Here is a 23,650-nt window from a genome sequence, read left to right as displayed (position 1 = left end):
TACTTAGAAGTAGTTAGCAATTTGGTTAATAACCGCATTTACTGCGCGGTAAGCATTAGATTCGTTTTCAACGCCACAGGCTTGGCCATTACAGCCTGACCAATAAGGGTCAGAGAAATAGTCTAGCTGGGTAGCACTACCGAACGCTTGGGGATAGGCCATGATAGTTGAGAAGTTATTATCAACGCCGTGACCGATACCATCATTATATACACCGCCTACTGAACCTTGGCGAACAGAGTGGCCTAAGCCCATGTTGTGACCGAGTTCATGAACAAATGTAGACAGACCGCAATCAACGGCGCTGATGCTGTACATGCGGCTTTGCGAGCTAGAGTACAGTGTACCGTTGTTGCCTTGACCTACCCAGCCAATGCCGCACACGTAACCCACTAGCTGACCGCCTTCATAAATGTTTTCACGATTACCTAAAAGCACAACCATGTCTGCGCCGTTTGAAGATCGTGCGTTTTGAACACCACTGCTATCAGTTAACAAGTCTAGCGCACTTTCGGTAGGTTGAAGGTCGCTAGATGTAGCAGCAGAAGACTGAGCGCCCACTAAACGCAACTGTAGATCTACCGCATTGTTTTGATAAACACGGTTGGCGTGTGAGATGTATTGGTTAATTTTAGTGTCGATATTAGACACATTGTTTGCAGCAGGTTGGGTGTAAAGCACCATTACATCGATGGTGGCTGCTGTTACTGATGTTGCACAAAGCAGTGAAACTGCCATTGCCGTTAAACACTTAAATGTGTGTTTCATTTTTATTTCCTTCTTGTTGTTTTATTTGAGCTTGTTGAATTTCCTGTGAAGCTCAACAGGCACTAGGGGATTAGTTTTGGCCGAGATCGAAGACTTCTTCAGCGTTGTCGTCGCTAAGCGGGCGTTCGCTGTCAGGTTCACGTTCGATGTGGTTTTGCATCATTGAAGACTTCGGTGCGATCCACGCGTATTTATCATTGCCTTCAAGCACAAACACGTCGCGAGGCGTGGCTAAGTTTCCGTAGGTGGCATTTTCGCCAAGCGTTATAACGGCGGCGTAGAGAGAGCCCGCACCTGGGATATGGGCCTCTACGGTACGATCGCCGTTTGGATGAGTGACAACGTGGTCAACTTCACCGGTGTAACTGCCACCGAACTGTGGGATGTATAAATCGAGATACTCGCCAACTTCTACCGTCATTAATTCTTCACGATCAAGCTCGATGTAAGCTTCATCGGTTACGTCAGCGGGAATATAGCCTTCTGCTTCAAGTACCTTTTTGCCATCTTCTGATGTTGTCCAGACGATGGTGTCTTTCTCTGATTTACCGCTTTTAGTAGTTGTAGCCTGAGCTTTTAGCTCGGCTTCATTTTTTGGTTTGAAGTTATCGACACCCGTCGATAACACTTTGCCGTTTCGTTGCCTTTCAACAGTGCCTTCTTTACCAACAGATTTTGCCTCAGCATTCGCCGCTGCTACCTCTTTTTTGCCCGAGGGGGTTGTATCGATAAAGGCGAAAATACAACCAATAGCTACAATTGCCGTCGAAGCGGCAACAATACGCTTTTTCATAGTGTGTTCCTTTTATTTTTACTTACTGAATTTAGGAAATTGAACGTTAGAAATTAGCGACACTCTGCTTCTCAAAGCGCGCTCTAAGTGAGCGATATAGAGAACCAATGTGTTTAGTGAAATTGCTAAGTGAATTAAGTAAGTCATTAAAACGTATAATATTTTCACGGTTATAAAAGTATCGCTTTGCATAAGGGTGTATAAAATTTAGCCCTTTAATGCAGTGTGAATTTCTTAGGCTAAATACGAGACTGCAAGATGTAGACCGAACGCCGAATTGGCTTGTTTTAACCATGTGAGTGAGAACGAATAAGCCACCGAAAAATGGCTTCTGGATGATGAAAAGGGAACACCAAATAACAAAGGAACAATTCCGCTTGGTAAGGGAGCTAGCGAGGTAATAACAGCGCAAAAACAAGCGAGATAGGTAGGGAAAAGATAAAAAAAGAGCGAGTAAAAAATTTTACTCGCTCAGTAAACGGGCCACCTCTTCTGAGGGAAAGTGGCCTTTGGAGAAATGGTGGGTGTTTATCTTATGCCAGTCGATTAATAATCGAAGAAAAGTCCATCCCGGCATGACCATCTTCACAATGCATTTCAAACCATTTTGCAGCAAGTTCACCCATAGGTACTTTCGCATTCACGCCTTTCGCGCCCTGCATCGCAAGACCTAAGTCTTTGAGCATAAGCGCAGAGGCGAAACCGCCTGCAAAATCGTTATCAGCTGGGCTTTGAGGCCCTACACCTTTCACAGGACAGTAAGTGGTCATTGACCATGTCTGGCCTGACGCATTCGACGCTATATCAAAGAACACTTGCGCATCCAAGCCAAGTTTTTGGGCCAGCTGGAAGCTTTCGCAGGTGGCTATCATGGTTGCCCCGAGCAGCATGTTATTGCAGATTTTTGCGGCTTGCCCAGCACCATGACCGCCCGCATGAACAATTTTTTTGCCCATAGCGCCAAGTACGCCTTGGGCCTTTTCAAACGCGTCAGCGTCGCCACCCACCATAAAGGTAAGTGTGCCGCCCGCAGCAGCTGCAACACCACCAGAGACTGGTGCATCGAGCATTTTAAGGCCTTTTTTCTCAGCCAGTTCTGATACATTTTTCGCTGTTTCAACGTCAATAGTAGAGCAGTCAATAAGCAAGGTGCCTTCGCGTACAGAAGTCAGGATCTGATTTGAATAGATATCCTGCACGTGCTTGCCCGCTGGCAGCATAGTAATAACGATGTCAGCTTCAGCGGCAGCTTGCTCAGTACTTTGCGCCACAGTGCAGCCAGCTTCTTCGGCTTTTGCTAGCGCCGTTTCGCTTAAGTCAAAAGCCAATACGTTGTAATCGTTCTTAACCAGGTTATCTGCCATTCCTGAGCCCATATTACCCAGGCCGATAAATGCAACAGTGGTCATAATAATCTCCTCGCTTAGCCCATGGTTGGAATAACAAAAGCATTGTCGTTGGTATCTGAACCATCAGGCCAGCGCTGAGTAATCGTTTTAACCTTGGTCCAAAATTTCACCCCTTCCATACCGTGCTGGTTGGTATCACCAAATGCAGAGCGCTTCCAGCCCCCAAAAGTGTGGTAGGCAACAGGTACAGGAATAGGCACGTTAATTCCAACCATACCCACGTTTACACGCTGGGCAAATTCACGCGCTGCATGGCCGTTACGGGTGTACATAGCCACACCATTACCGTATTGATGGTCACTCGCTAAGCTAACCGCTTCGTTGAAATCTTTCGCGCGCACCATTTGCAGTACTGGACCGAAAATCTCTTCTTGGTATGAACGCATGTCCTTGGTCACGTGGTCGAAGAAGGTTGGACCGATGAAATAGCCCTGGCTGTCGCTGGGAATTTGGCTGGTTCGGCCATCGTAAACAAGCTCAGCACCTTCTTCTATGCAAAGGTCGATATAGCCCTCAACGCGCTCTTTGTGAGCCGAGGTAACCACAGGGCCGTAATGGGCATTAGGGTCTTCACTATGGCTTACCATAATGTCTTTGATAGCCGGTATAAGTTTGGCTTTCAATTTTTCAGCGGTTTCATCGCCCACCGGAACGACAACCGGTAGCGCCATACAGCGTTCACCGGCACTGCCATACGCAGCACCTACTAGGTCGGTTACCACCTGGTCTAAATCTGCATCAGGCATCACGATGCCGTGGTTTTTCGCGCCACCCATGGCTTGAACGCGCTTACCAGCACGCGCGCCGCGCTCATATACATAGTTGGCTATATCAGAAGAGCCTACAAAGCTCACCGCTTTGATAGTTTGATGATCCAAAATACCATCAACCACTTCTTTGTTGCCGTGTACAACGTTAAGTACGCCAGCAGGAAGGCCCGCTTCAATCATAAGCTTTGCCAATTCAACCGGTACCGACGGATCGCGCTCCGATGGTTTAAGAATAAACGCGTTACCACAGGCAATTGCCACACCGAACATCCACATAGGGATCATGGCCGGAAAGTTAAACGGCGTAATACCTGCCACTACACCGAGTGCTTGGCGCATGGAATATACATCGATACCTGGGCCTGCGCCTTCGGTATACTCACCTTTTTGCGCATGAGGAATGCCGCAGGCAAACTCGATAACTTCAAGACCACGCTGAATGTCGCCCTGTGCATCAACCAACACTTTTCCGTGCTCGCTAGATAGCAGCGCGGCTAGGCGGTCGCGGTTTGCTTCAACTAGCTCTTTAAACTTGAACATAACACGAGCGCGTCGTTGAGGGTTTGTCGCTGCCCACTCAACCTGTGCAGCTTGGGCTGTTTCAATCGCATAGGCTAAAGTTGAAGTGTTAGCTAAGCTTACTTCAGCCTGCACTTCGCCGGTGTTAGGCGCAAATACCGACGCGGTATTTTCGCTGCTATCCTCAAAATCTTTACCTGCAATAAAGTGAACAATCTTTCTCATGACATAGCTCCTGTAATTTTTAACAATATTGAAACCTTGTGTTTGCAAAGGCAATACATATACTTGCAGTATGGTACTGTAAAAATGCAGGTATTTTAGTGAATTGGGACGACATGCGTTTATTTCTTGGTTTAGCAAGAAATGGTCGTGTAGCTATTGCAGCTAAAGGTTTAAAGGTAGACCCTACGACGTTAATTCGTCGTGTAAAAAAACTGGAAGACTCATTAAATTGTAAATTGTTCGAGCTAACAAAAAAGGGATACGTGCTTACCACTCATGGCAGTGAGCTAGTTACGTATATTGAAAAGGCAGAGCATTACTTTCTAGAGGCCCAAAATGAACTAGGTGATGAACGTTCTCATTTGGCAGGTACGATAAGGGTGAGTGTTTCGGAAGGTTTCGGCAGCTGGTTTTTGGCGCCATTGCTTCCCAATTTTAAAAAGCAGTATCCGGGAATAAGTATTGAGTTAGTTGCAACTAGTGGCTTTTTAAATCTGAATAAACGAGAAGCCGATATGGCTATCTTGCTAGAAAAGCCCAGTAGAGGCCTACTGGTTACACAGAAACTGACGGACTATAACCTTTATCTTTACACCCATCGGTCTCTTATTAACGAGAATAAACCAGAAACACTGCACGATCTCACTGCATTCAATTTAGTGAGCTATGTGCCGGATTTGGTATACGCTCCGCAGTTAAAGTTCATTGAAGAAACCGCACTGTCACAGTTAAGCGCCCTTCGCAGCACCAGTATAAATGCGCAGTATCAAATGCTTGTCAATGGCGCAGGGGTAGGTATCTTGCCTAAATTTATGGCTGAAAAACAACCTGGCTTAGTTCGCCTTATTGAAAATGAGATCCACATTAAACGCACGTTTTGGTTGGCGACGCATAAAGAAACCCACTCTCAAGCTCGCTTCCAAGTGTTCACGCAATGGCTCCAAGAAAATGTCGAGCGGTATCAGTCTCGATTTATCGATTAACCCATCGTAGCTATAACATTACGTGGGGCCTTTACCTTACCTGTTCTCTTAAGAAAACTATGTTCTCGCCCCTAGAACATGTTTAAGTTAGTTTACGAAGCAGCCCGAGCGGGGGGGGGGGGGGAGAAAGAGGGGCGCTGTTGTAGCCTATGAAGTCCGCCAGATAGCATCACGCACCTTTAAATCGACGACATTTACTAACACTTAGCCAGTACCCGTCCAGTCGTGAAACGGCGTTGACTTTATCCTACCTTGGTAGGATGAATTCGCCCCTATTGCAGGATGTGCTTTTGAGCGCATGCTGTATAGCATAAACCTGTAATAAAAGGCTGAGCAGATACGTCAGTTGCGGAACGCTCTAATATTCTTCTTAAAATTGCTGACCGCATTGAAGAAAACCTAGAGCTACTTGCTGTTGCAGAAACATGGGATAACGGAAAAGCCGTTCGTGAAACGCTTAATGCAGACATCCCGCTTTGTGCTGACCACTTTCGCTACTACGCTGGTTGTATTCGCAGCCAAGAAGGTACAATTGGTGAAATTGATAAAAACACGGTGGCGTATCACTTCCACGAACCTTATGGCGTAGTTGGGCAAATCATCCCTTGGAACTTCCCGCTACTTATGGCGGCATGGAAACTGGCGCCAGCACTTGTTACCGGTAACGTAGTGGTGCTGAAGCCTGCAGAACAAACGCCAGTATCAATCTTATTGTTCGCTGAGCTAATCCAAGACCTACTACCACCGGGTGTACTAAACATCGTTAACGGGTTCGGGGCAGAAGCCGGACAGGCTCATGCAACAAGCACTCGAACTGCAAAAATCGCGTTCACCGGTTCTACCCCAGTTGGCGGACATATCCTTCGCTGTGCGGCTGAAAACCTGATCCCATCAACGGTAGAACTTGGCGGTAAGTCGCCAAACTTATTCTTCGCAGACATTATGGATCACGAGCCAGAGTTTATTGATAAGTGTGCCGAAGGTTTAGTGCTTGGTTACTTCAATCAAGGTGAAGTATGTACATGTCCCTCACGTGCGATCATCCAAGAAGACATTTACGATGCCTTCATGGAAAAAGTGTTGGAAAAAATTCAGAAGATCAAACGCGGCAACCCACTAGATACAGACACCATGGTAGGCGCACAGGCATCTAACGAGCAGTTCGAAAAGCTCCTCAAGTACATCGATATCGGTAAGTCAGAAGGTGCTCAGGTCGTCACTGGTGGTGAAAAAGAGCAGCTACCTGACTTCGATGGAGGCTATTACATTCAGCCGACTATCTTGAAGGGTGAAAACCACATGCGTGTGTTCCAAGAAGAGATTTTTGGCCCTGTTATTACGGTTCAAACCTTCAAAACCGAAGAAGAGGCGATTGAGATTGCCAATAATACAAGCTTCGGGCTAGGCGCTGGTGTATGGAGCCGAGACGCGAATGTAGCATTCCGCGTGGGTCGAGCGATTGAAGCAGGTCGCGTATGGACGAACTGTTATCACTTATATCCAGCGCACGCTGCGTTTGGCGGATACAAGAAATCGGGCATTGGCCGCGAGACTCACAAGATGATGCTAGATCACTACCAGCAGACAAAAAATCTATTGGTAAGCTACGACATTAACCCACTTGGTTTCTTCTAAGTAAACCTGAGGGCGGCGCTTACCGCCGCCCGTTACTTTTATGCGCATCGCATTTTCCTCAATCATTTTCTTGCTGTTGCTCAGCACCAAGGTGTTGGCGCAATCTGACGCGACAGACATTCCAGAAGACATTTACAAAATATTTCCCAACGCTACACGCGTGGTGGAAATGCACACTGACATCAAGGTAACCCCGGTCTATCAGCTTCAGCAACTACTCGGATATGTTTTTGAGTCGAGTGACTTTGTCGACTTCATAGGCTTTTCAGGCAAACCGGTTAATGTGGTGATTGGGCTAGGTACACAAGGCAATGTGTTCTGAACTTAAGACCAAGAAAGTGCCTTGGTTACAAACAGCCAGAAGTCGTTTTTAACGAATTACGCGGAGCACGTCGCGTTGTAGCCATTGAAGAGGGTGAGATAGAAGCTGATTAAGGTGACTGCTACACCTTGTTCGCCGGGTTAACGTCGAGTTGCCCGGCGCTTTTCGTTTCTAAGCTATGAGGAAACGGGTCCACCGCTTCTGTCTGTTAACCTTTTAACTTTACATTACTCAGCAGTACCTCTAGCGAAGATGTGTCTTCTTTAAACCAACTGTAATTTTCTCAGTACCCCAAAGGCGAGGGCGGTAATCGGTAAAGACGCCAATGTGCTGACTGCGATAATACTTGCCGCTAAGCGGTAATCACCACCTAAATTCCTCACCATGACATAGCTTGCTGCAGCGGTTGGTGAGATGGCTAATAAAAGAACAATGCCAAGCTCCATCCCTTTAAAACCAAAAGCATAGGCAAGGGCAACCAATACAAAGGGGTAAACCACACATTTGCTGGTTGTGCTAAGCACGATATTAAACCAGTCACTGGAGAAAGAGCGGAACTGTAAGGACGCTCCGGTGCATATAAGTGCAAGTGGCAAGGTAAGTTGAGCGAAATACTCCCCTGTTTTCACCACGGTATCTGGAAGTTGCCATTCGAAGTATGAAAAGGGCAGTGCTGCGGCAATCGATAAGATCAACGGGTTTTTTGCCATGCCGGTAACTTGGCCCATTAATGAGCGTGACGTTCCTTGGTAAAAGTTAAGAACAAATACAGACAGCACGTTAAATAATATGGTGATACAGCCCATATAGACCGAGGCTACAGCAAGCCCTTCTTGCCCGTAGGTATTGGCACAGTAAGCTAAGCCGATAATGCCCATGTTGGCTCTAAAGCCGCCTTGAACTACCACTCCTCTAGCTTTATATGGCTGAACGGTAAAGTGAGCGCAAATCATTAAGGCGAGGAATACCGCAAGGGTTCCTGTAATTCCTACCATGACAAGGGTGGGGTTAGCGGCTTTTGAAAAGTCTGCTCGCGCTATCGATAAAAATAACAAGGCAGGGAGTGCCACGTTAAACACCAGTTTTGAGCCTGCTTCAATAAAGCCCTCATTAAGCCACTTAATTCGGAAAAATAGCCACCCCATTAATAAAAGAATAAGAACGGGAATGAGCGTGCTGGTGATAAAGCTAAGCATAAAAAGAAAGAGACCTTTATATCTATCAAGAAGAGCGAGCGAAGCTGAGCTGACTGTAAGTGCTTATGGCATAGTATGCCAAGGTTTTTTATGTGCGCATAAGACAAATTCTAAGCTGCTATAAGAAAAAGGATTAGATGCGGCCATTAGTGACTTAAATCTATTCACAAACCATTTAAATAAGCGTAACTTAATATTTTGCTGGCTGGCGTTTGTTGTTTTGAGATTGAGGGACGGCCCGCATTTAAATTTTTAGAACAAATAAAAGAGAATAAAGAATAGAAATATGAATGGTTTTCTTTTCTTCTTCAGTTTAATTCTCCTCGTTAGCTTGTCGATCGGGCCCGCTTTCGGAGTCTCTAAAAATACAGCGCCTGCACCAACAATGTTGCTGGTTAACAAGTATTTACAAATTTTTGAGGAAGACGGGAATATCCTTACTGCAGAGGATATCGTCGATAAATATCAACAAAACACACTGAGCGCTAACGGTAGCGGCAAAGTAAGCTGGGGTTTTACTGATAAAACAATATGGGGTGTACTCCCTGTCGAGCCCTATGCCTATGAACTTAACATTTCAAATAATGAAGTAGAAAATGCACCAGATAGTGCATTTATACCCCTAAAAATCAAAATTGATAATGCATGGCTTGACCAGATTGACGTGTACTTTTTTGAAGGTGGTCAAAGAAAGCGTCACATAAGTCTTGGTGATGACAACGTCCATAGCAGCCGCGCTGAAAACACTAGAATGCCCTCTGCGTTTTTCCGTATCACAACGCCAGAAACTTTAGTTGTGTTCCGGTTTGCGTCTGAAGACCCCATGACAATTCCTATTTACATGGGGACACTAAGGGATGCACAAAGCCAATCTACCGAAAATGCCTATTTTTATGGCGCGTTATACGGTTCACTTATTATTTTACTCGTTTATAACCTGGTTCTATATTCCTACCTAAAAGAGCGCAGATACCTGCTTTATTCATTATATCTACTGTCGTTTTTGGTATTTAATTTCACATACACAGGTCATGGCTTTTGGTTGTTATGGTCAGAATCTGTGTTCCTTCAGCAATGGCTAATGCCCACACTGATGTTTTTCTATCTATTTAGTGCGGTAAGGTTCACCATCGAATTTTTAGATACCCAGCTTTACTTACCGAAGCTCTATCGTGTTAGAAAGTATATCTACGGGGTTCTGCTCATGTTAGCCGTGATGATTATCGCCGTTGGCAGTCGCTCATTTGCCGTGATGTCGCAGCTTGTTGTATTGACAACGATAGCGTTTTGGATGCTGTGTATCGGCATTTTTGCCTATAGAAATGGTGATGCGTTAGCTAAGTTTTTCTTGCCCGCTATTTTGTGTGGAACGGGGGGGGCGACTGTTTCAAGCCTAGCGACATGGGGTCTCATTCCCTACTCGAAATGGGCGTTTAGAGGCATTGAGATAGGCATGGTACTGGAAATGTCACTGTTATCTATTTCGTTAGCATTCAATTACAAGCAAGTACAAGAAGCTCGAAAAAATGCAGAGCGGGATGCGCGACTAGATCCTTTGACGTTACTCTATAATCGCCGTGCATTTGAAGACCTCGTTTATCCAATTTGGGAACTGGGAAAGCGTAGCAATAAATTTATGTCGGCAATGCTTATCGACTTAGACTGGTTCAAGACAGTTAACGATACCTTCGGGCACGACGTGGGAGACAAGGTGCTCCAAAAGGTGGCAGAAGAGATAAAGGGGCAAGTGCGTGGCTCAGATATTACCTTTCGCTGGGGAGGCGAAGAGTTTTTGGTATTTTTGCCCTACACTCGTACCGAATACGCCAAACAAATTGCCGAAAACTTACGTGTTCATTTATCAATGCATGATATCAATAAGCTGGTTAGGATCACGGTGAGTATTGGCGTAGCGGGCTCCTCTCCAGGTGATGCAGACGTTACGGTGCTCATTAAAGAGGCCGACCAAGCACTCTATTTAGCCAAGTCTAGGGGAAGAAATAGGGTGGTGTTGTGGAATGAGGCTGAAATCGCCCCCTAATTTGTAAATCCACGTTTCTCACGTATTATTCTGTTTTCGTTTCTTCAGAGTATTCTTTTCATGTACCAAGATTTTCAAGCAGAGTTGGCGTGGGCCAGCCTGCATATGCCACGCACTCGCAAAGCCATTGCATCACTTCCTGACCTGTCTAATGTTAAGCTAGCTTGCAACATGCATTTAGATTTAAAAATGGCACCTTTGGTAGAGGGGCTGCTTTCACGTGGCTGCAATATCTTTTTAACTACATGCAACCCTACTACGGTACAAGATGACGTGGTGTCTTACCTAGTTGATAAAGGCGCAACAGCGCATGCGTGGCGAGATATGAGCGACGCTGACTGGTCTGAGTCATTCGATAAAGCGCTAACATGGCAGCCTACACATTTGTGTGAAATGGGCGCGGACCTCACCACTCGGCTGCATGAAAATATCAAAGCAAACAAGCCAGTTCCAAGCATTGTATCGGGCTTAGAAGCAACGGGTTCTGGCATCAACCGTTTAAACGGTATGGCGCCAAACTATCCGATATTTAACTGGGATGACTTGCCAGTTAAAGAAGGGCTTCACAACAGGCACATGGTGGGCCTAAGTGCATGGCAAACCTTCTTCCAAACCACCCATTTAACCCTGCACGAAAAAGTTGTGGTTGTTATTGGTTATGGTTTAGTCGGGCAGGGCGTGGCCGCGTCGGCAAAAGCGTTTGGCGCACAGGTTCAAGTGGCTGAACTTGACCCAGCAAGAGCCCTTCAAGCGAAATACGACGGTTGGCCAGTGGTCGATTTAAACGAAGCCGCTAGCCAAGCCGATGTTATTGCCACGGCAACTGGCGCCTATGGCGTAGTGAGCTCAAAACATCTAGACAGCATGAAAGACGGCGCATTTATTTTAAACGTAGGTCACGTAGCGCAAGAAATTGATGTGCCATACCTCAAAAACAACGCTACCCACAGTGAGCCAATGCCTTATGTAAATGCTTATAAACTCGGCGATAAAACACTGTATCTTTTGGCTGATGGTTCTATGTTTAATTTAACCGCGGGCTACGGAGACAGCATTAATGCGTTTGACGTTACGTTAGCGGTTATGGCTGCTGGTATAGGCTTTATCGTCAATGAAGGTGCGAAGAGTGAAAAGGGCCTTTATTTGCTGCCTGAAAAGGCATGGAAAGGCGCGCTTTAAAGTTCAAGCTGTGAGGCGTGTAATCTAATTAATACACAAGAGCTAAACGAATTATCGGGGGAGCGACTGCTATCTCGACATTATTCTTGAGTGTTGTAAAGTGAGCCCGTTTTTAAATTTCAGACCTAAGGCGGGCTTTGATGAACACAGTTATCGGCACAAAGACAGGACAACAAGCACTAGATAGTCTTGTCGACATGACAGGCGACCTAACACCCATCACTCTTGCTGAGTATCAGGCCCGAATTGCCAAAGCACAGCATTACATGCAACAGCATGACATAGGCGCGCTTTACTTAAACGCGGGCACTAACTTAGCGTATTTTACAGGAATGCAGTGGTACGCCAGTGAGCGTTTAGTGGGGGCGCTTCTACCCGCAGAGGGGAACGTTGTTTACCTAGCTCCTGCGTTTGAAATTGACTCTTTGAACGAACGCAAAGTAGTGGAAGGGGATATTATCGGTTGGCAAGAGCACGAAAGCCCTTACGCACTTGCCATGTCTATTCTGAATACCGTCAATACGGCGGGTGGCATAAAATTAGGCGTTGATGAATCAACCCAGTTTTTTATTGTTGATGGGTTTACTAAGGTGCTTAATAAGCCCTGGCAAATTGTGAATGGTTCAGAGGTTACCGCGCATTGCCGCATGCACAAGTCAGAAAATGAGCTTGCGCTAATTCGGCGGGCCATGGACATGACCCTTGCTGTGCACAAAGCCACTGCCAGTATGCTTTATGAAGGTATTACCACCACAGAAGTTGAAGCATTTATTAACGATGCTCATAAGAAAGTGGGGGCCAGCGGTAACTATTTTTGCATTGTGCTGTTTGGTAAAGCAACCTCGTTTCCCCACGGCGTTAAAGACCCGCAAGTATTAAAGAAAAACGACTTAGTATTGATTGACACTGGCTGTAAAGTACATGGCTACCTCTCTGATATCACGAGAACTTATTGTTTTGGTGAGCCAACCGATAAGCAACGGGCATTATGGGAAAGCGAAAAGCGCGCTCAGCTTGCGGCATTTAACGCTGCAAAGGTCGGTGTACCTTGTGGTGATGTGGATAAAGCTGCCCGAGATAGCTTAGCGAAAGATGGCTTAGGGCCTGACTATAATTTGCCAGGCTTACCTCATCGAACAGGGCATGGTATTGGTATGGACATTCACGAATGGCCGTATTTGGTCAAAGACAATCCCCATCCGCTGGCATCTGGCATGTGTTTCAGTAACGAGCCTATGATAGTGGTACCAAACGAGTTTGGCATACGCTTAGAAGATCATTTTTATATGACCGAAGATGGCCCAGTGTGGTTTACTGAACCCAGTTCGGCCATCGATTCGCTGTAAGTAGACTGAGATCCAGCTGCTCTTTTTTACGAAGAGCAGCTGTAATGCGCAACACCGCCTGCACTGAAAAATTCAAGTGGGCGCAGTTGGTAATACTTATTCTCTATCTCTTCTGATTGCTCATCATAAGGCGCGGTGAGGATGTTCTGAAGTTCGTGTATTTGAGTAAAGTCACCTTTCTCTGCGGCTTTATAGGCAGGCACAATAAGCCATTCGCGCCATGTGAATTTAGGGTTTGCTTTGCGCATGTTTTCTGCGGTTGTAGCAATTGTATTTGCTACATCACCTTGTGCCCCTGCGTCCTTTTCAATCCGCTCACGCCAGCTTTGTAACCACGTTTCCCATTCTGTCATGACCTCTGCTTTAGGCGGGTAGTAAAAGCTTTTCGTCAAACCCGTCATATCTTCAGGTATCGACGATAGCTCTCGGAAAAACAGATTGTAGTCGACGCCAGTGCGCAGCATTAATTGCAGAAGCTTAATAAGCAAGTCGTGGTCGTAGTTGGCAAAGCCAAGCTTAGTTGCCCACATGCTTTCCATAGCCCGCTCCATAACGCCAGAAAAGCCGTCGTTGACCTCGTTAAGCTTAGCGAGCTGTTCACTGTTACCTTCAAGTAGCGGCATCAGTGAGCGGCAGAACATATCGAAATTCTTTTGGGCGGCAATGGGCTGGTTTAAAAACGAGAAATGACGACCTCCGCCTGTCCAAGGTTGGTAGTCTGCTTCAAAAAATTCACAAAAGCCGAATGGCCCATAATCCAGCGTAAAGCCTCCTGCTGCACAGTTATCGCTATTAAAATTGCCCTGGCAATAACCGACGCGAACCCAACCAGAAACAAGACTCGTTAGCCGGTCTCGAAATAGTGCAGCCAGCGTTACCACTTGCTCTTCAAACGGCGTGGTTGTGTCAATTTCACTTGAGTACTCTCGCTCAATAAGGTGCTTAACAATGGCTTCTAGTTCTTTTAACGCTTCGCTGTGTTCGTTGCAGCGAGCTCGCCTAGCAAAAAGCTCTATTTGGCCTACGCGCAAAAAGGAGGGCGCCACGCGGGTGGATATGGCCGTTATATTTTCTACCATCACTTCAGGTTCATAGGAATGAGACCCTTCGCGATACCACGGCCTGTCTACCGTGTCTGATTCAGACATAAACAAGCTCAGCGAACGTGAGGTCGGAATGCCAAGCGCATGCATGTGTTCTTGCACTAAAAATTCGCGCACGCTTGAGCGCAATACGGCGCGCCCGTCTGCGCCGCGACAATAAGGCGTGCGACCCGCGCCTTTTAACTGCATTTCCCAACGCTTGCCGTTTAATACTGCTTCAACAATAGAGATTGCTCGGCCGTCACCGTAGCCGTTCCCCGTTCTAAACGGGCACTGCTGTGTGTATTCCGTCCCATAAATGGAAAGTGCGTAGCCAGTTGCCCAGCCGTAAGGTTTCATTGGGGCGGGTACACCCGACATGTCCCCTGCAAACAGCTGGGTGAAATCTTTTGATGTTGCCAAGCTGTCGTCTAAGCCTAATTCGGCAAACAGAGTTTTGCTGTGCGCAATATATTTGGGTGCAGTTAATGGGGTCGGAGTAACCGGCACATAGTGGCCAGAGAACACTTGGCGTGGATCGTGATCATCGCCGTCGCTCGTTGACTGAGGGTCTGCTGAGAGCGTATTGAGCAAAGAGTAATCTACATGCTTTGCGAATTCATCTAGCGTTTTGATTCGTTCTGTCACTTCCATCACCTTTTTTTGCCTAGCTTTGCTCTGTAACGCATTTGCCAAGTCCTCAATTATTACGTTGAGTACCTGAACCGCGATGCATTGTGTTTATATTTCTGGTTATTGTTTGACCAAGAACAAACAATGAGATTTACGCACATTGTACTCTTATCTGTACTTTTATGAAGGCATGTAGCGCCAACCGCAGCTTTTATTCATTGGTGAAATGCTCAAAAGAAATGATCAGAAATAACGAATGGTCGGCGATGAATAAAGGAAAGAGGGGAGGCAGATGGAAAGTGTGTTACTAGTGGGTAGCATAATTGGTGGGTTAGGTTTGTTCTTACTTGCCATTGGTATGATGACCGACGGGCTTAAGCTGGCAGCAGGTAATTCACTGCGCACCGTGCTCGCCAAATGGAGCAGTACGCCATTTAGAGGCGTTGTGTCAGGAGCGGCAATGACCGCATTAGTGCAGTCTTCAAGTGCAGTCACCGTTGCATCTTTAGGCTTTGTTAACGCCGGTTTGCTGAGTATGCGTCATGCTTTAGGTATAGTGTACGGCGCCAACATCGGCACCACCATGACAGGCTGGCTTATCGCAATGGTAGGCTTTAAATTGAATATTCAGGCCGTTGCTTTACCTATGATAGGCGTCGGCATGATCCTGAAGTTATTAAAACCCAATAGCCGTTTAGCGTCATTTGGTATCGCCATCGCCGGCTTTGGTCTTTTCTTTGTGGGGATAGACAGTTTAAAAGCAGCCTTTGAAGGAATAGTAAGTACCTTTGATCTCAGTCAGTTTAAAGCTGAAGGCGTTGAAGGTTTTCTTATGTACCTTGTTATTGGCTTTGTAATGACAGTACTAACTCAGTCATCTAGTGCATCTATCGCGCTTACAATTACTGCGGCAACCTCAGGCATGGTGGGTATTTATGCCGCCGGCGCAATGGTTATTGGTGCAAATATAGGCACGACTTCTACGGCTATGTTTGCGTCAATTGGCGCTACCTCTAGCGCGAAACGCGTTGCCGCTGCACAAGTTGTGTTTAACGTGGCGACCGCCATTGTGGCTGCACTTATTTTACCGCTGTTGTTTGGGCTAATCCATTGGACAACGGAGGTTGCAGGAATAGACGCTAACCCGGGAATCACCTTAGCCATTTTCCATACGCTGTTTAATTTATTAGGCGTGGCACTTATCTTTCCATTGAATGACAGACTTGCAAGCTTTCTTGAGCAGCGCTTTGTGTCGCTTGAAGAAGAGGCCTCAAAACCTAAACATTTGGACAAAAATATTGCTCAAACCCCTGACTTGGCAGTAAACGCGCTTATCTTAGAATTGTTGTCAGTATCTGACCGCTTTCTACACGTTTATCCCAAACTGTTTTCTCAACAAAGCAGTGAAATAACTGCTGTCGAAAAAGGCATTCATGGCGTTGAGGCGCTATGCCAACACATATCGCAATTTATAGTAGACGTAGAGCGTGCAGCTTTAAGTGAAGAAACCACAAAAGCATTGGCCTCGCTCATGCGAGTAGAGCACTACATGCTATCTAGCGCGCAAAAGGCACTCGCTATTTCTGCAGTGAGCAGGCGTCGGGATGTCCTCACCAAGGCTGAGCTAGAAGGTCAACTGCTTAACTATTTATCGGTAATCAATGAGTTCATGCGTATGGTGCGCTGGAGGCAATTTGATAGCAGTGATGCATTAAGCCTTCAGTTTGACTTACTCGACAAAGAGCACCACAAAGTTAAATCAGCACTTGTGATGGGGGCAACACGAGGTGACATTGCTGTTGCCCAAATGGCCGATGCTGCAGAGTGCATGGAGTACCTACTGCAGATAGTACAAATGTGGATCAAAGTCTTTATGCGTATTCAACAAGTTGAAGACAGTATAACAACAGCAAATTTAATACACGGCGACAGTCAGAATAACTCGAAATCAATTGAAGGAGCCTGATATGGCATCACTTACTTTTTTAGGCGCAGTGGAAGGTGTAACAGGGTCTATGCATCTACTCAAAACTGAACATAGTACTTTGTTGTTAGATTGCGGCCTATATCAAGGCAGGCGTGATGAAGAGGCGAAGAACCATAAACCCTTGCCAGTGGATGTCAGTCAACTTGATGCGGTTATTCTGTCACACGCCCACTTAGACCATTCCGGGCGATTACCTATATTGTTGAGAGAGGGCTATAGCGGGCCTATTTATATGACACGGCCAACGGTTGACCTAATTGAAGTGTTGCTAAAAGATGCCGCTTCTTTGCAGGAGCGGGATGCTGAGTGGGAGAACAAGCGGCGGCAGCGTTCGGGCAAACCGCTCATCGAACCCCTGTATCGCCAAGAGGAAGTGGACGGTGTGATGAAACTATGCATACCAACTCGCTACCACACCAAGCGTAAAATCACGCAAGACGTGGAAATTAACTTCGCTGATGCTGGGCACATTCTTGGTTCAGCAATAGTGGAAATATTTATTACTGAAAATGGTCAGACTAAAAAGCTGGTTTTTTCTGGCGATCTGGGCAATTCGCAGGCTGCGTTACTCCGCGACCCAGACATAGTCACCGATGCTGATATCGTGCTTTTAGAGTCGACCTATGGCGATCGCAACCACCGTTCAATGAAGGAAACACTTGATGAGTTTGAAAGCGTAATTTTACAGGCCAGCGAGAACGGCGGAAACATCCTCATCCCATCATTTGCGGTAGGGCGAACCCAAGAAATCATTTTTCGGTTAGGTGAGCTTTATCAACAGGGTAAATTGCGTCATCAAAAAGTATTTTTAGATAGCCCGATGGCCATCGCGGTTACCGAGATATATCACCGTTACCAAGATGTTTATAATGAGGAAGATTTAGACGCTATTGAAGATAGTGCTGAGCGTGCGCATAGCCACAACCTAAGCTTACATTCCTTACTGCCCATTTTAAGCTACACAACGTCAACTGAAGAGTCTATTGCCCTAAATAAAGTTGTTAGCGGCGCCATTATTATTGCTGGTAGTGGCATGTGTAACGGAGGAAGAATTCGGCATCATTTAAAACAGAACCTATGGCGCAAACAATCTCACGTGGTATTCGTAGGCTTTCAAGCAATGGGTACGCCCGGACGAAAAATTATCGACGGGGCTACACATATTAAAATGGCTGGCGAGGACATTGTAGTTCGCGCCCAAATTCATACGCTAGGCGGATTCTCGGCACACGCAAGTCAAGAGCAGCTCATCGGCTGGCTATCGCATTTTACAAAGCCACCTAAGGTTTACCTCGTTCACGGAGAAGATGGCGCTAAACAGGAGTTGCAAAGCGCCATAAGAGAAAAAGGATGGAATGTTACTATTCCACAATTAAACGACACAATAAGCTTTTAACCAGCTTGGGAGTTACAGCCACTGCGTTATTGCTTCGGTCGAAGTGCAAGCTGCCCTTGCTCTACAGTTAGCTGTAAAGGTACCGTTGAAAGCATGCTTACTGCTTTGTTTGCAGGGTCTAAGCGATAAACGGGGTTAGTGGCTAGATAGCCGTTGATTAGCTGCATAAATTCGCCGCTTACCGGTGCCAAGTTACCCTTAAAGCCGCCTGCATCAATGGTGCTGTCGAGCAATGACAGTGAACGCACAAAAATGGCCTTCTCTTCGCTGTCATAGTAAGGCGTGCCTTCCAGCGAAAGGTTCACCTTGGCGGGATAGTTCAACCCAAATGCGCTAACACGGGCCGTGGCGATAGCGCCTAGCTGCACCACGTCTCTGCCATCAGGGCCTATAGTTGCTGTCATGTCCTGCACGTCTAAGTACAGAGGAATACCTGCAAGTGAAGTTCGCTTTTGCAGCTTACTTACTTGGCTATCAAGTACTTGTTCTAACTCGGCATTAGAAACGGTATAAACCGCCAGTTGAGATAGCGTCGCGCAGCCCGCAAGAAGGGTGGCGAAGGCAACAGAAAGTAGAAGTCTCATAAAAGGTCTCTTTTAGCGATAAGTTGTTGAATTACACAGCTAGAGCCTTGGATACTCATGCTGCAACAACGAAGTGCTTGTATTGTACGGGCTCAGGTAAGGAATAAACAATGAAATTGTTAAACCGCTAAGATAGCGGCTTATTCGGGGAATCCATGAGTAGGAGAGAGGAACAAAACTTAACGCTTAAAAAATACTGGGTTGCCAACACTTAATAAAATTGAGTGTATGACCACTGGTGGAATATGTGTAATCGAGAGAGGGTGAGCATGCCGTCATTTATATCTTAAGTTGGGCAGTTTGTCGCAATCAACTTGATTAGTTTTTAGCGACTGTATTACCGTGGCGACCTCGGTTGGGGAGTAGCCTGTTTCCGTTTCAAATGGAAAAGTTTGTATCAACATAATTGGTCACATTACCATGGTACAAACACCTCTTGGTTGGCGAGACCATCGATAAGTCCACGCTTAAAAGTCAGGCGTGTGGATTTGTCGTGGACTCAATTAGCCTGGCCGGAGTTCTAAAACTATGAGTATTTTCGCTCTTATCTTGCTAGCCTTTGCTATGTCAACAGATGCGTTTGCCGCCGCGATTGGCAAAGGTGTCAAAATCAACCGCCCTCATTTAAGTTTTGCCCTTAAAATTGGCCTTTTGTTCGGACTAATAGAGGCAACAACCCCGTTTATAGGCTGGTTCATTGGTCGCGCAGCGTCTTCATACGTTGAAGCATGGGATCATTGGATTGCACTAATCATTCTTTCTGGTTTAGGTATTCATATGGTACTCGAGAGCCTGAAACCTGCCGAAGAAGAGTCAACGTCTCAAAAGCAATCCTTTATTTTGTTGTGTATTACTGCGTTAGGCACAAGCATCGACGCAATGGCAGTGGGTGCAAGTCTCGCGCTAATTGAGGTAAATATTGCTATTGCTGCGACGTTAATTGGAATAGCCACTTTTTCGATGGTAACTATTGGCATTATGTTGGGCAGTGTTATGGGAACATTGATAGGTAAACGAGCAGAGACATTTGGTGGCATTGTGCTTGTTTCGGTTGGTATTTGGATCTTCGCGAGTCACACACTCTAGGGCGTGTTGATCTTTGTTGTGCACTTTTTCAGCAGTTTGTGTGTCATTAAAGACTGTCGCTTATCTTCAAATTGTGATTGTAGAAATTTCTTGTGCGGTATTTAATCGCTAATGCGTAATCACTGACGTGTTAAATTTCATGGGGTTGTTGAGATCGTTATGTTCAGGGGGAATCGGCGCTCTCGTTTTGAGACAGCCCGTTGCCCCGTTCCATCAACGGTGGTTATTTTCTAACTGCGCCATCATAAAGGAAACTGCATTGAATATTTCGTCGATATCGTCAGCGCTTCAAACGAGTGAAGAACACGTCCAACAAAAACTTTTGCCATAACGCTTCTAACAAAGCAGTATAAGAGCCTCTTATTATTAAAAATAAAAAACACGACAAGGCACTATCTATGGTTTCACAGAGACTGGTTTCTCGGAAAATGGTGGCAGCTTTTGCTATTTGCGCAAGCGCACTTTCTAGTTTCTCGCATTCTGCATTCGCACTTGAAGATACCGTTAACCCTGAACTTTTCGATAAAATGGAGTATCGCTTTATTGGGCCCTATCGCGGTGGGCGTTCGGTAGCGGTTACGGGGGTTGAAGACAATACCAACCTTTATTTTATGGGCACTGCAGGTGGCGGTGTTTGGAAAACCGAAAATGCGGGGTTATCGTGGAAAGCCCTATCTGATAAAACTTTCACAGTGGGCAGTATTGGCTCTATAGCGGTTGCCCCGTCAGACCCTAACGTTATTTACGTAGGTACGGGTGAAGGCCCTATTCGAGGCGTAACCACTAGCCACGGTAAAGGTATTTATAAATCTACTGACGGCGGTGAAACATGGAAACTGGTAGGTTTAGATAAACGCGGTCAAATCCCCAAAATTCGCGTACACCCAACAAATCCCAACATAGCCTGGGCGGCGGTACAAGGCAATATTTGGGGGCCTAATGAAGAGCGCGGTATATTCAAAACGATAGACGGCGGTAAAACATGGCAGCATGTGTTAAAAGTGAATGCCGATACCGGCGCCGCTGACTTAGCAATCGATCCCACTAACCCTAGAATTCTCTATGCCAGCATGTGGCATCACGGCAGAACGCCTTGGTTTATCAAATCAGGCGGTGAGGGCGGTGGCCTTTATAAGTCAACAGATGGCGGTGAAAGCTGGGACAAATTAGAAAAAGGGCTGCCTACGCTTATTGGTAAGGTAGGTGTAGATATTGCCGCGTCTAACCCGAAGCGCCTGTACGCCATTATCGAGGCTGATGAAGGCGGCGTATATCGCAGTGACGATGCTGGTAAGTCTTGGTCGCTTATGAACGGCGATAATATCCTCAAAGCCCGCGCGTGGTACTACAACCACATCGAAGTTGACCCAAACGACGAAAACACCCTTTATGTGATGAATGTGCAGCTGCACAAATCTATTGATGGCGGCAAAACCTTCGAGACGGTTTCGTTACCCCATGGCGATACACACGATATGTGGATAAACCCTGAAAATAGCTTAAACATGATCAACGCTAATGACGGTGGCGCAACCGTTACCTTCGACGGCGGTGAATCGTGGTCAAGCATTTACAATCAGCCAACAGCGCAGTTTTACCGCGTTATTACCGACAATTTAAACCCTTACTATGTTTATGGTGGGCAGCAAGATAACTCAACCATGGCAACCCCATCTGAAACCTGGGGAGACGGTATGGGAATAGAAGATCAGTTTTCTGTGGGCGGCGGTGAAAGTGCACACATTGCGTTTAACCCAGACGATCCAACTCTTATTTACGCAACTACCATCAATGGTACACTCACTGAATACAACCGCGATACCGGGCTTACGCGCCCCATCATGCCATACCCTGAATATGTGTTTGGTAGAAACGCACGGGATCAAAAATACCGTACCAACTGGAATGCCCCAGTGATAGTGTCAAAGCATGATCCTGACACCGTGTACTATGGCACGCAGATGATCTTAAAAACCACCGACCGGGGTGTGAATTGGCAGGAAATAAGCCCAGACTTAACCCGTGACGAGCCTGAAAAACAAGGGCTCAACGGCGGTCCAATAACAAATGAGCAAGCTGGAGCTGAATACTACAATACGGTTTTCTATATTGCAGAATCAGCGGTTAACAAAGGTGAACTCTGGGTGGGGGCCGATGACGGCAAGCTACATATTACCCGCGATGAGGGTAAAAACTGGAAAGATATTACCCCTCACAAAAAAGAAGCACAGGTAAATGCCATTGAACTTAGCCCTCATGCAGAAGGCAGAGCTTACGTTGCGGTAGCAGGCTATAAGTTAAATGACTACACACCTTACATCTACAAAACCGACAACTTCGGCAAGCGCTGGAAGCGTATTGACGAAGGCCTACCAGAGGACGCCTTTGTTCGCGTAGTACGCGAAGATACAGAGCGCGAAGGTATGTTGTTCGCGGGTACAGAGAGCGGTATGTTTATTAGCTTCGACGACGGTAAACACTGGCAAGAGCTGGACTTAAACCTTCCGCCTGTGGCGATTACCGATATGCAGGTAAAAGGCGATGACTTAGTTGTTGCAACCCAAGGCCGAGGTTTTTGGATCTTGGATGACATTAGCCCGCTACGTGAAGTGCATGAGTCGCTAGATAACGAAGCGCTGTTCCAGTTTGAACCCATTGATGGCATTCGCTTGCTATCTGGCGGTGGCATGACTGACCAGCCACAAGCGAAGAATCCACCGCGTGGCGCAACTTTCCGGTACTATTTGAAGGATGAATTAGAAGAAGAGCAAACGCTTCGTATTGATATATTTAATGCAGACAATGAGTTGGTTCGTACCTTATCCTCAGCTCCGAGTGCATTTGAGAAGTGCGCTAAAGGTAATGAGGATGTTCGCAGCCCTATCAAATTTAAACATCCCGCAACAAAGGCGGGTTATAACGAATTTGTATGGGATCTTCGACGTGAGCCGTTGAACTGTATTGAGAATGTAAAACTGTTTGGCGGTTGGAACGGCGCCCGTGTTATGCCTGGAGACTACAAAGCGAAAATCACAGTAGGTGAACAGTCGCAGACACGCGCGTTTAAAGTGCTTCCTGACCCAAGAGAAGAGGCAGATAAAGCGCAGCTTCAAGTGGTTGAAAAGAGCATTCAGGCTACAGAAACCTTACTGAATGATTTGTTCGCTCACCTGCAAAAAGCCCGTGATGTTAGAGCGCAATTAAACGGTGTGTCTGAAGATAACGTAATGCTGGCAAGCGATGTATCGGCTTCAATCGAGCGCATTGTTAGTGCAATTGACGATTGGGAAGCTTTGGTTATTCAGCCAAAACATCAAACTTTCGAAGACGACATTAACTGGCCGAATATGCTCGACAGACAAGTACGTTTTTTGATGGATAACTTCGACAGAACGGGCGCGCCTGCACAAGCTGGTGCACTAAAACGGTTGGAAGACTTAGAGTCAAAGTGGCAGCAGTATAAAGTACAGCTAGAAACCTTATTTGGTGAAGAAGTGAAGCCATTAAACGAAAAGCTCTCAAAGCAAGGCGCGTTTGATTTAGAGAGTTTATAACGAGGCAAACAACCCTTACATTTGCTAGAGTTATAAAATTGAAAATCCGGAAGCGATGAAAACGCTTCTGGCTTTTATTTTCGTTTTTGAACTTGCCTCTCGTGCGACAGTAAACACTGTCTAAATAAAAAATTTTCGAAAT

General features: G+C 46.2%; 16 protein-coding genes, 1 pseudogene and 1 riboswitch. Of the genes and pseudogenes, 10 read left to right on the top strand and 7 right to left on the bottom strand.

What is annotated here, in order from left to right; genetic code table 11:
* Positions 1-3: 3 nt before the first annotated feature.
* From ACM0P2_RS15960 to ACM0P2_RS15945, 4 genes are all read right to left on the bottom strand, one after another.
* Positions 4-768, bottom strand: a complete 765-nt coding sequence (locus ACM0P2_RS15960; protein WP_014950692.1) for a zinc-dependent metalloprotease family protein — start codon at positions 766-768, stop codon at positions 4-6.
* Between the two features lie 70 nt (positions 769-838).
* Positions 839-1,561 (bottom strand): hypothetical protein, encoded by a 723-nt coding sequence (locus ACM0P2_RS15955; protein ID WP_159120043.1) that lies wholly within the window; start codon positions 1,559-1,561, stop codon positions 839-841.
* A gap of 533 nt (positions 1,562-2,094) precedes the next feature.
* Positions 2,095-2,970 (bottom strand): 3-hydroxyisobutyrate dehydrogenase, encoded by an 876-nt coding sequence (mmsB, locus tag ACM0P2_RS15950; protein WP_419226801.1) that lies wholly within the window; start codon positions 2,968-2,970, stop codon positions 2,095-2,097.
* A gap of 14 nt (positions 2,971-2,984) precedes the next feature.
* Positions 2,985-4,484 (bottom strand): CoA-acylating methylmalonate-semialdehyde dehydrogenase, encoded by a 1,500-nt coding sequence (locus ACM0P2_RS15945; protein ID WP_419226800.1) that lies wholly within the window; start codon positions 4,482-4,484, stop codon positions 2,985-2,987.
* Between the two features lie 98 nt (positions 4,485-4,582).
* On the opposite strand from ACM0P2_RS15945, the gene ACM0P2_RS15940 reads away from it, so the two are divergent.
* From ACM0P2_RS15940 to ACM0P2_RS15930, 3 genes and pseudogenes are all read left to right on the top strand, one after another.
* On the top strand, positions 4,583-5,467 hold the full coding sequence (locus ACM0P2_RS15940) for a LysR family transcriptional regulator (protein ID WP_173359187.1): 885 nt from the start codon (positions 4,583-4,585) through the stop codon (positions 5,465-5,467).
* A gap of 339 nt (positions 5,468-5,806) precedes the next feature.
* Positions 5,807-7,102, top strand: a pseudogene (locus tag ACM0P2_RS15935) (aldehyde dehydrogenase family protein); the annotation flags it as partial.
* A 40-nt stretch (positions 7,103-7,142) separates the two neighbouring features.
* Positions 7,143-7,424 (top strand): hypothetical protein, encoded by a 282-nt coding sequence (locus ACM0P2_RS15930; RefSeq protein WP_236547199.1) that lies wholly within the window; start codon positions 7,143-7,145, stop codon positions 7,422-7,424.
* Positions 7,425-7,687: 263 nt separating this feature from the next.
* On the opposite strand, the gene ACM0P2_RS15925 is transcribed toward ACM0P2_RS15930, so the two are convergent.
* Entirely contained in the window at positions 7,688-8,620 is a 933-nt protein-coding gene (locus ACM0P2_RS15925; protein ID WP_159120046.1) for an AEC family transporter, read from the bottom strand.
* Positions 8,621-8,906: 286 nt separating this feature from the next.
* Between ACM0P2_RS15925 and ACM0P2_RS15920 the strand changes: the two genes are divergently transcribed.
* From ACM0P2_RS15920 to ACM0P2_RS15910, 3 genes are all read left to right on the top strand, one after another.
* Entirely contained in the window at positions 8,907-10,661 is a 1,755-nt protein-coding gene (locus ACM0P2_RS15920) for a sensor domain-containing diguanylate cyclase (protein ID WP_159120047.1), read from the top strand.
* Between the two features lie 60 nt (positions 10,662-10,721).
* The gene (locus ACM0P2_RS15915; protein WP_159120048.1) at positions 10,722-11,840 is read left to right on the top strand and encodes an adenosylhomocysteinase; all 1,119 of its coding nucleotides are present in this window, start codon (positions 10,722-10,724) and stop codon (positions 11,838-11,840) included.
* A gap of 140 nt (positions 11,841-11,980) precedes the next feature.
* Positions 11,981-13,186, top strand: coding sequence for a M24 family metallopeptidase (locus tag ACM0P2_RS15910; RefSeq protein WP_159120049.1), 1,206 nt, complete (start codon positions 11,981-11,983; stop codon positions 13,184-13,186).
* Positions 13,187-13,212: 26 nt separating this feature from the next.
* On the opposite strand, the gene ACM0P2_RS15905 is transcribed toward ACM0P2_RS15910, so the two are convergent.
* Positions 13,213-14,916: a protein adenylyltransferase SelO gene (locus ACM0P2_RS15905; RefSeq protein WP_419226799.1), complete on the bottom strand. Its 1,704-nt coding sequence runs from the start codon at positions 14,914-14,916 to the stop codon at positions 13,213-13,215.
* Positions 14,917-15,193: 277 nt separating this feature from the next.
* Between ACM0P2_RS15905 and ACM0P2_RS15900 the strand changes: the two genes are divergently transcribed.
* Both ACM0P2_RS15900 and ACM0P2_RS15895 read left to right on the top strand, forming a co-directional pair.
* On the top strand, positions 15,194-16,867 hold the full coding sequence (locus ACM0P2_RS15900) for a Na/Pi cotransporter family protein (RefSeq protein WP_159120051.1): 1,674 nt from the start codon (positions 15,194-15,196) through the stop codon (positions 16,865-16,867).
* 1 nt (position 16,868) lies between these two features.
* Positions 16,869-18,284: an MBL fold metallo-hydrolase RNA specificity domain-containing protein gene (locus ACM0P2_RS15895; protein ID WP_159120052.1), complete on the top strand. Its 1,416-nt coding sequence runs from the start codon at positions 16,869-16,871 to the stop codon at positions 18,282-18,284.
* A gap of 26 nt (positions 18,285-18,310) precedes the next feature.
* Here the strand turns inward: ACM0P2_RS15895 and ACM0P2_RS15890 are convergent, their stop codons facing one another.
* A complete protein-coding gene (locus ACM0P2_RS15890; protein WP_159120053.1) occupies positions 18,311-18,868 on the bottom strand; it encodes a DUF1439 domain-containing protein in 558 nt (185 codons plus the stop codon).
* 348 nt (positions 18,869-19,216) lie between these two features.
* A riboswitch (yybP-ykoY riboswitch) is annotated at positions 19,217-19,350 on the top strand.
* Between the two features lie 46 nt (positions 19,351-19,396).
* Here ACM0P2_RS15890 and ACM0P2_RS15885 point away from each other — a divergent pair.
* Both ACM0P2_RS15885 and ACM0P2_RS15880 read left to right on the top strand, forming a co-directional pair.
* The gene (locus ACM0P2_RS15885; protein ID WP_159120054.1) at positions 19,397-19,954 is read left to right on the top strand and encodes a manganese efflux pump MntP family protein; all 558 of its coding nucleotides are present in this window, start codon (positions 19,397-19,399) and stop codon (positions 19,952-19,954) included.
* A 398-nt stretch (positions 19,955-20,352) separates the two neighbouring features.
* Positions 20,353-23,508, top strand: coding sequence for a WD40/YVTN/BNR-like repeat-containing protein (locus tag ACM0P2_RS15880; RefSeq protein ID WP_159120055.1), 3,156 nt, complete (start codon positions 20,353-20,355; stop codon positions 23,506-23,508).
* Positions 23,509-23,650: the final 142 nt, after the last annotated feature.

Source organism: Alteromonas sp. OM2203 (assembly GCF_048517045.1).
Classification (GTDB): domain Bacteria; phylum Pseudomonadota; class Gammaproteobacteria; order Enterobacterales; family Alteromonadaceae; genus Alteromonas; species Alteromonas gracilis.
The sequence above is the reverse complement of the archived record's forward strand: the minus strand, read 5'-3'. Positions and strand labels throughout refer to the sequence as shown.

Bases quoted from the DNA above. Each gene is read 5' to 3' on its own strand.
- ACM0P2_RS15960 (WP_014950692.1), bottom strand. From the start codon at position 768: ATGAAACACACATTTAAGTGTTTAACGGCAATGGCAGTTTCACTGCTT.
- ACM0P2_RS15955 (WP_159120043.1), bottom strand. From the start codon at position 1,561: ATGAAAAAGCGTATTGTTGCCGCTTCGACGGCAATTGTAGCTATTGGT.
- mmsB (WP_419226801.1), bottom strand. From the start codon at position 2,970: ATGACCACTGTTGCATTTATCGGCCTGGGTAATATGGGCTCAGGAATG.
- ACM0P2_RS15945 (WP_419226800.1), bottom strand. From the start codon at position 4,484: ATGAGAAAGATTGTTCACTTTATTGCAGGTAAAGATTTTGAGGATAGC.
- ACM0P2_RS15930 (WP_236547199.1), top strand. From the start codon at position 7,143: ATGCGCATCGCATTTTCCTCAATCATTTTCTTGCTGTTGCTCAGCACC.
- ACM0P2_RS15925 (WP_159120046.1), bottom strand. From the start codon at position 8,620: ATGCTTAGCTTTATCACCAGCACGCTCATTCCCGTTCTTATTCTTTTA.
- ACM0P2_RS15920 (WP_159120047.1), top strand. From the start codon at position 8,907: ATGAATGGTTTTCTTTTCTTCTTCAGTTTAATTCTCCTCGTTAGCTTG.
- ACM0P2_RS15915 (WP_159120048.1), top strand. From the start codon at position 10,722: ATGTACCAAGATTTTCAAGCAGAGTTGGCGTGGGCCAGCCTGCATATG.
- ACM0P2_RS15910 (WP_159120049.1), top strand. From the start codon at position 11,981: ATGAACACAGTTATCGGCACAAAGACAGGACAACAAGCACTAGATAGT.
- ACM0P2_RS15900 (WP_159120051.1), top strand. From the start codon at position 15,194: ATGGAAAGTGTGTTACTAGTGGGTAGCATAATTGGTGGGTTAGGTTTG.
- ACM0P2_RS15895 (WP_159120052.1), top strand. From the start codon at position 16,869: ATGGCATCACTTACTTTTTTAGGCGCAGTGGAAGGTGTAACAGGGTCT.
- ACM0P2_RS15890 (WP_159120053.1), bottom strand. From the start codon at position 18,868: ATGAGACTTCTACTTTCTGTTGCCTTCGCCACCCTTCTTGCGGGCTGC.
- ACM0P2_RS15885 (WP_159120054.1), top strand. From the start codon at position 19,397: ATGAGTATTTTCGCTCTTATCTTGCTAGCCTTTGCTATGTCAACAGAT.
- ACM0P2_RS15880 (WP_159120055.1), top strand. From the start codon at position 20,353: ATGGTTTCACAGAGACTGGTTTCTCGGAAAATGGTGGCAGCTTTTGCT.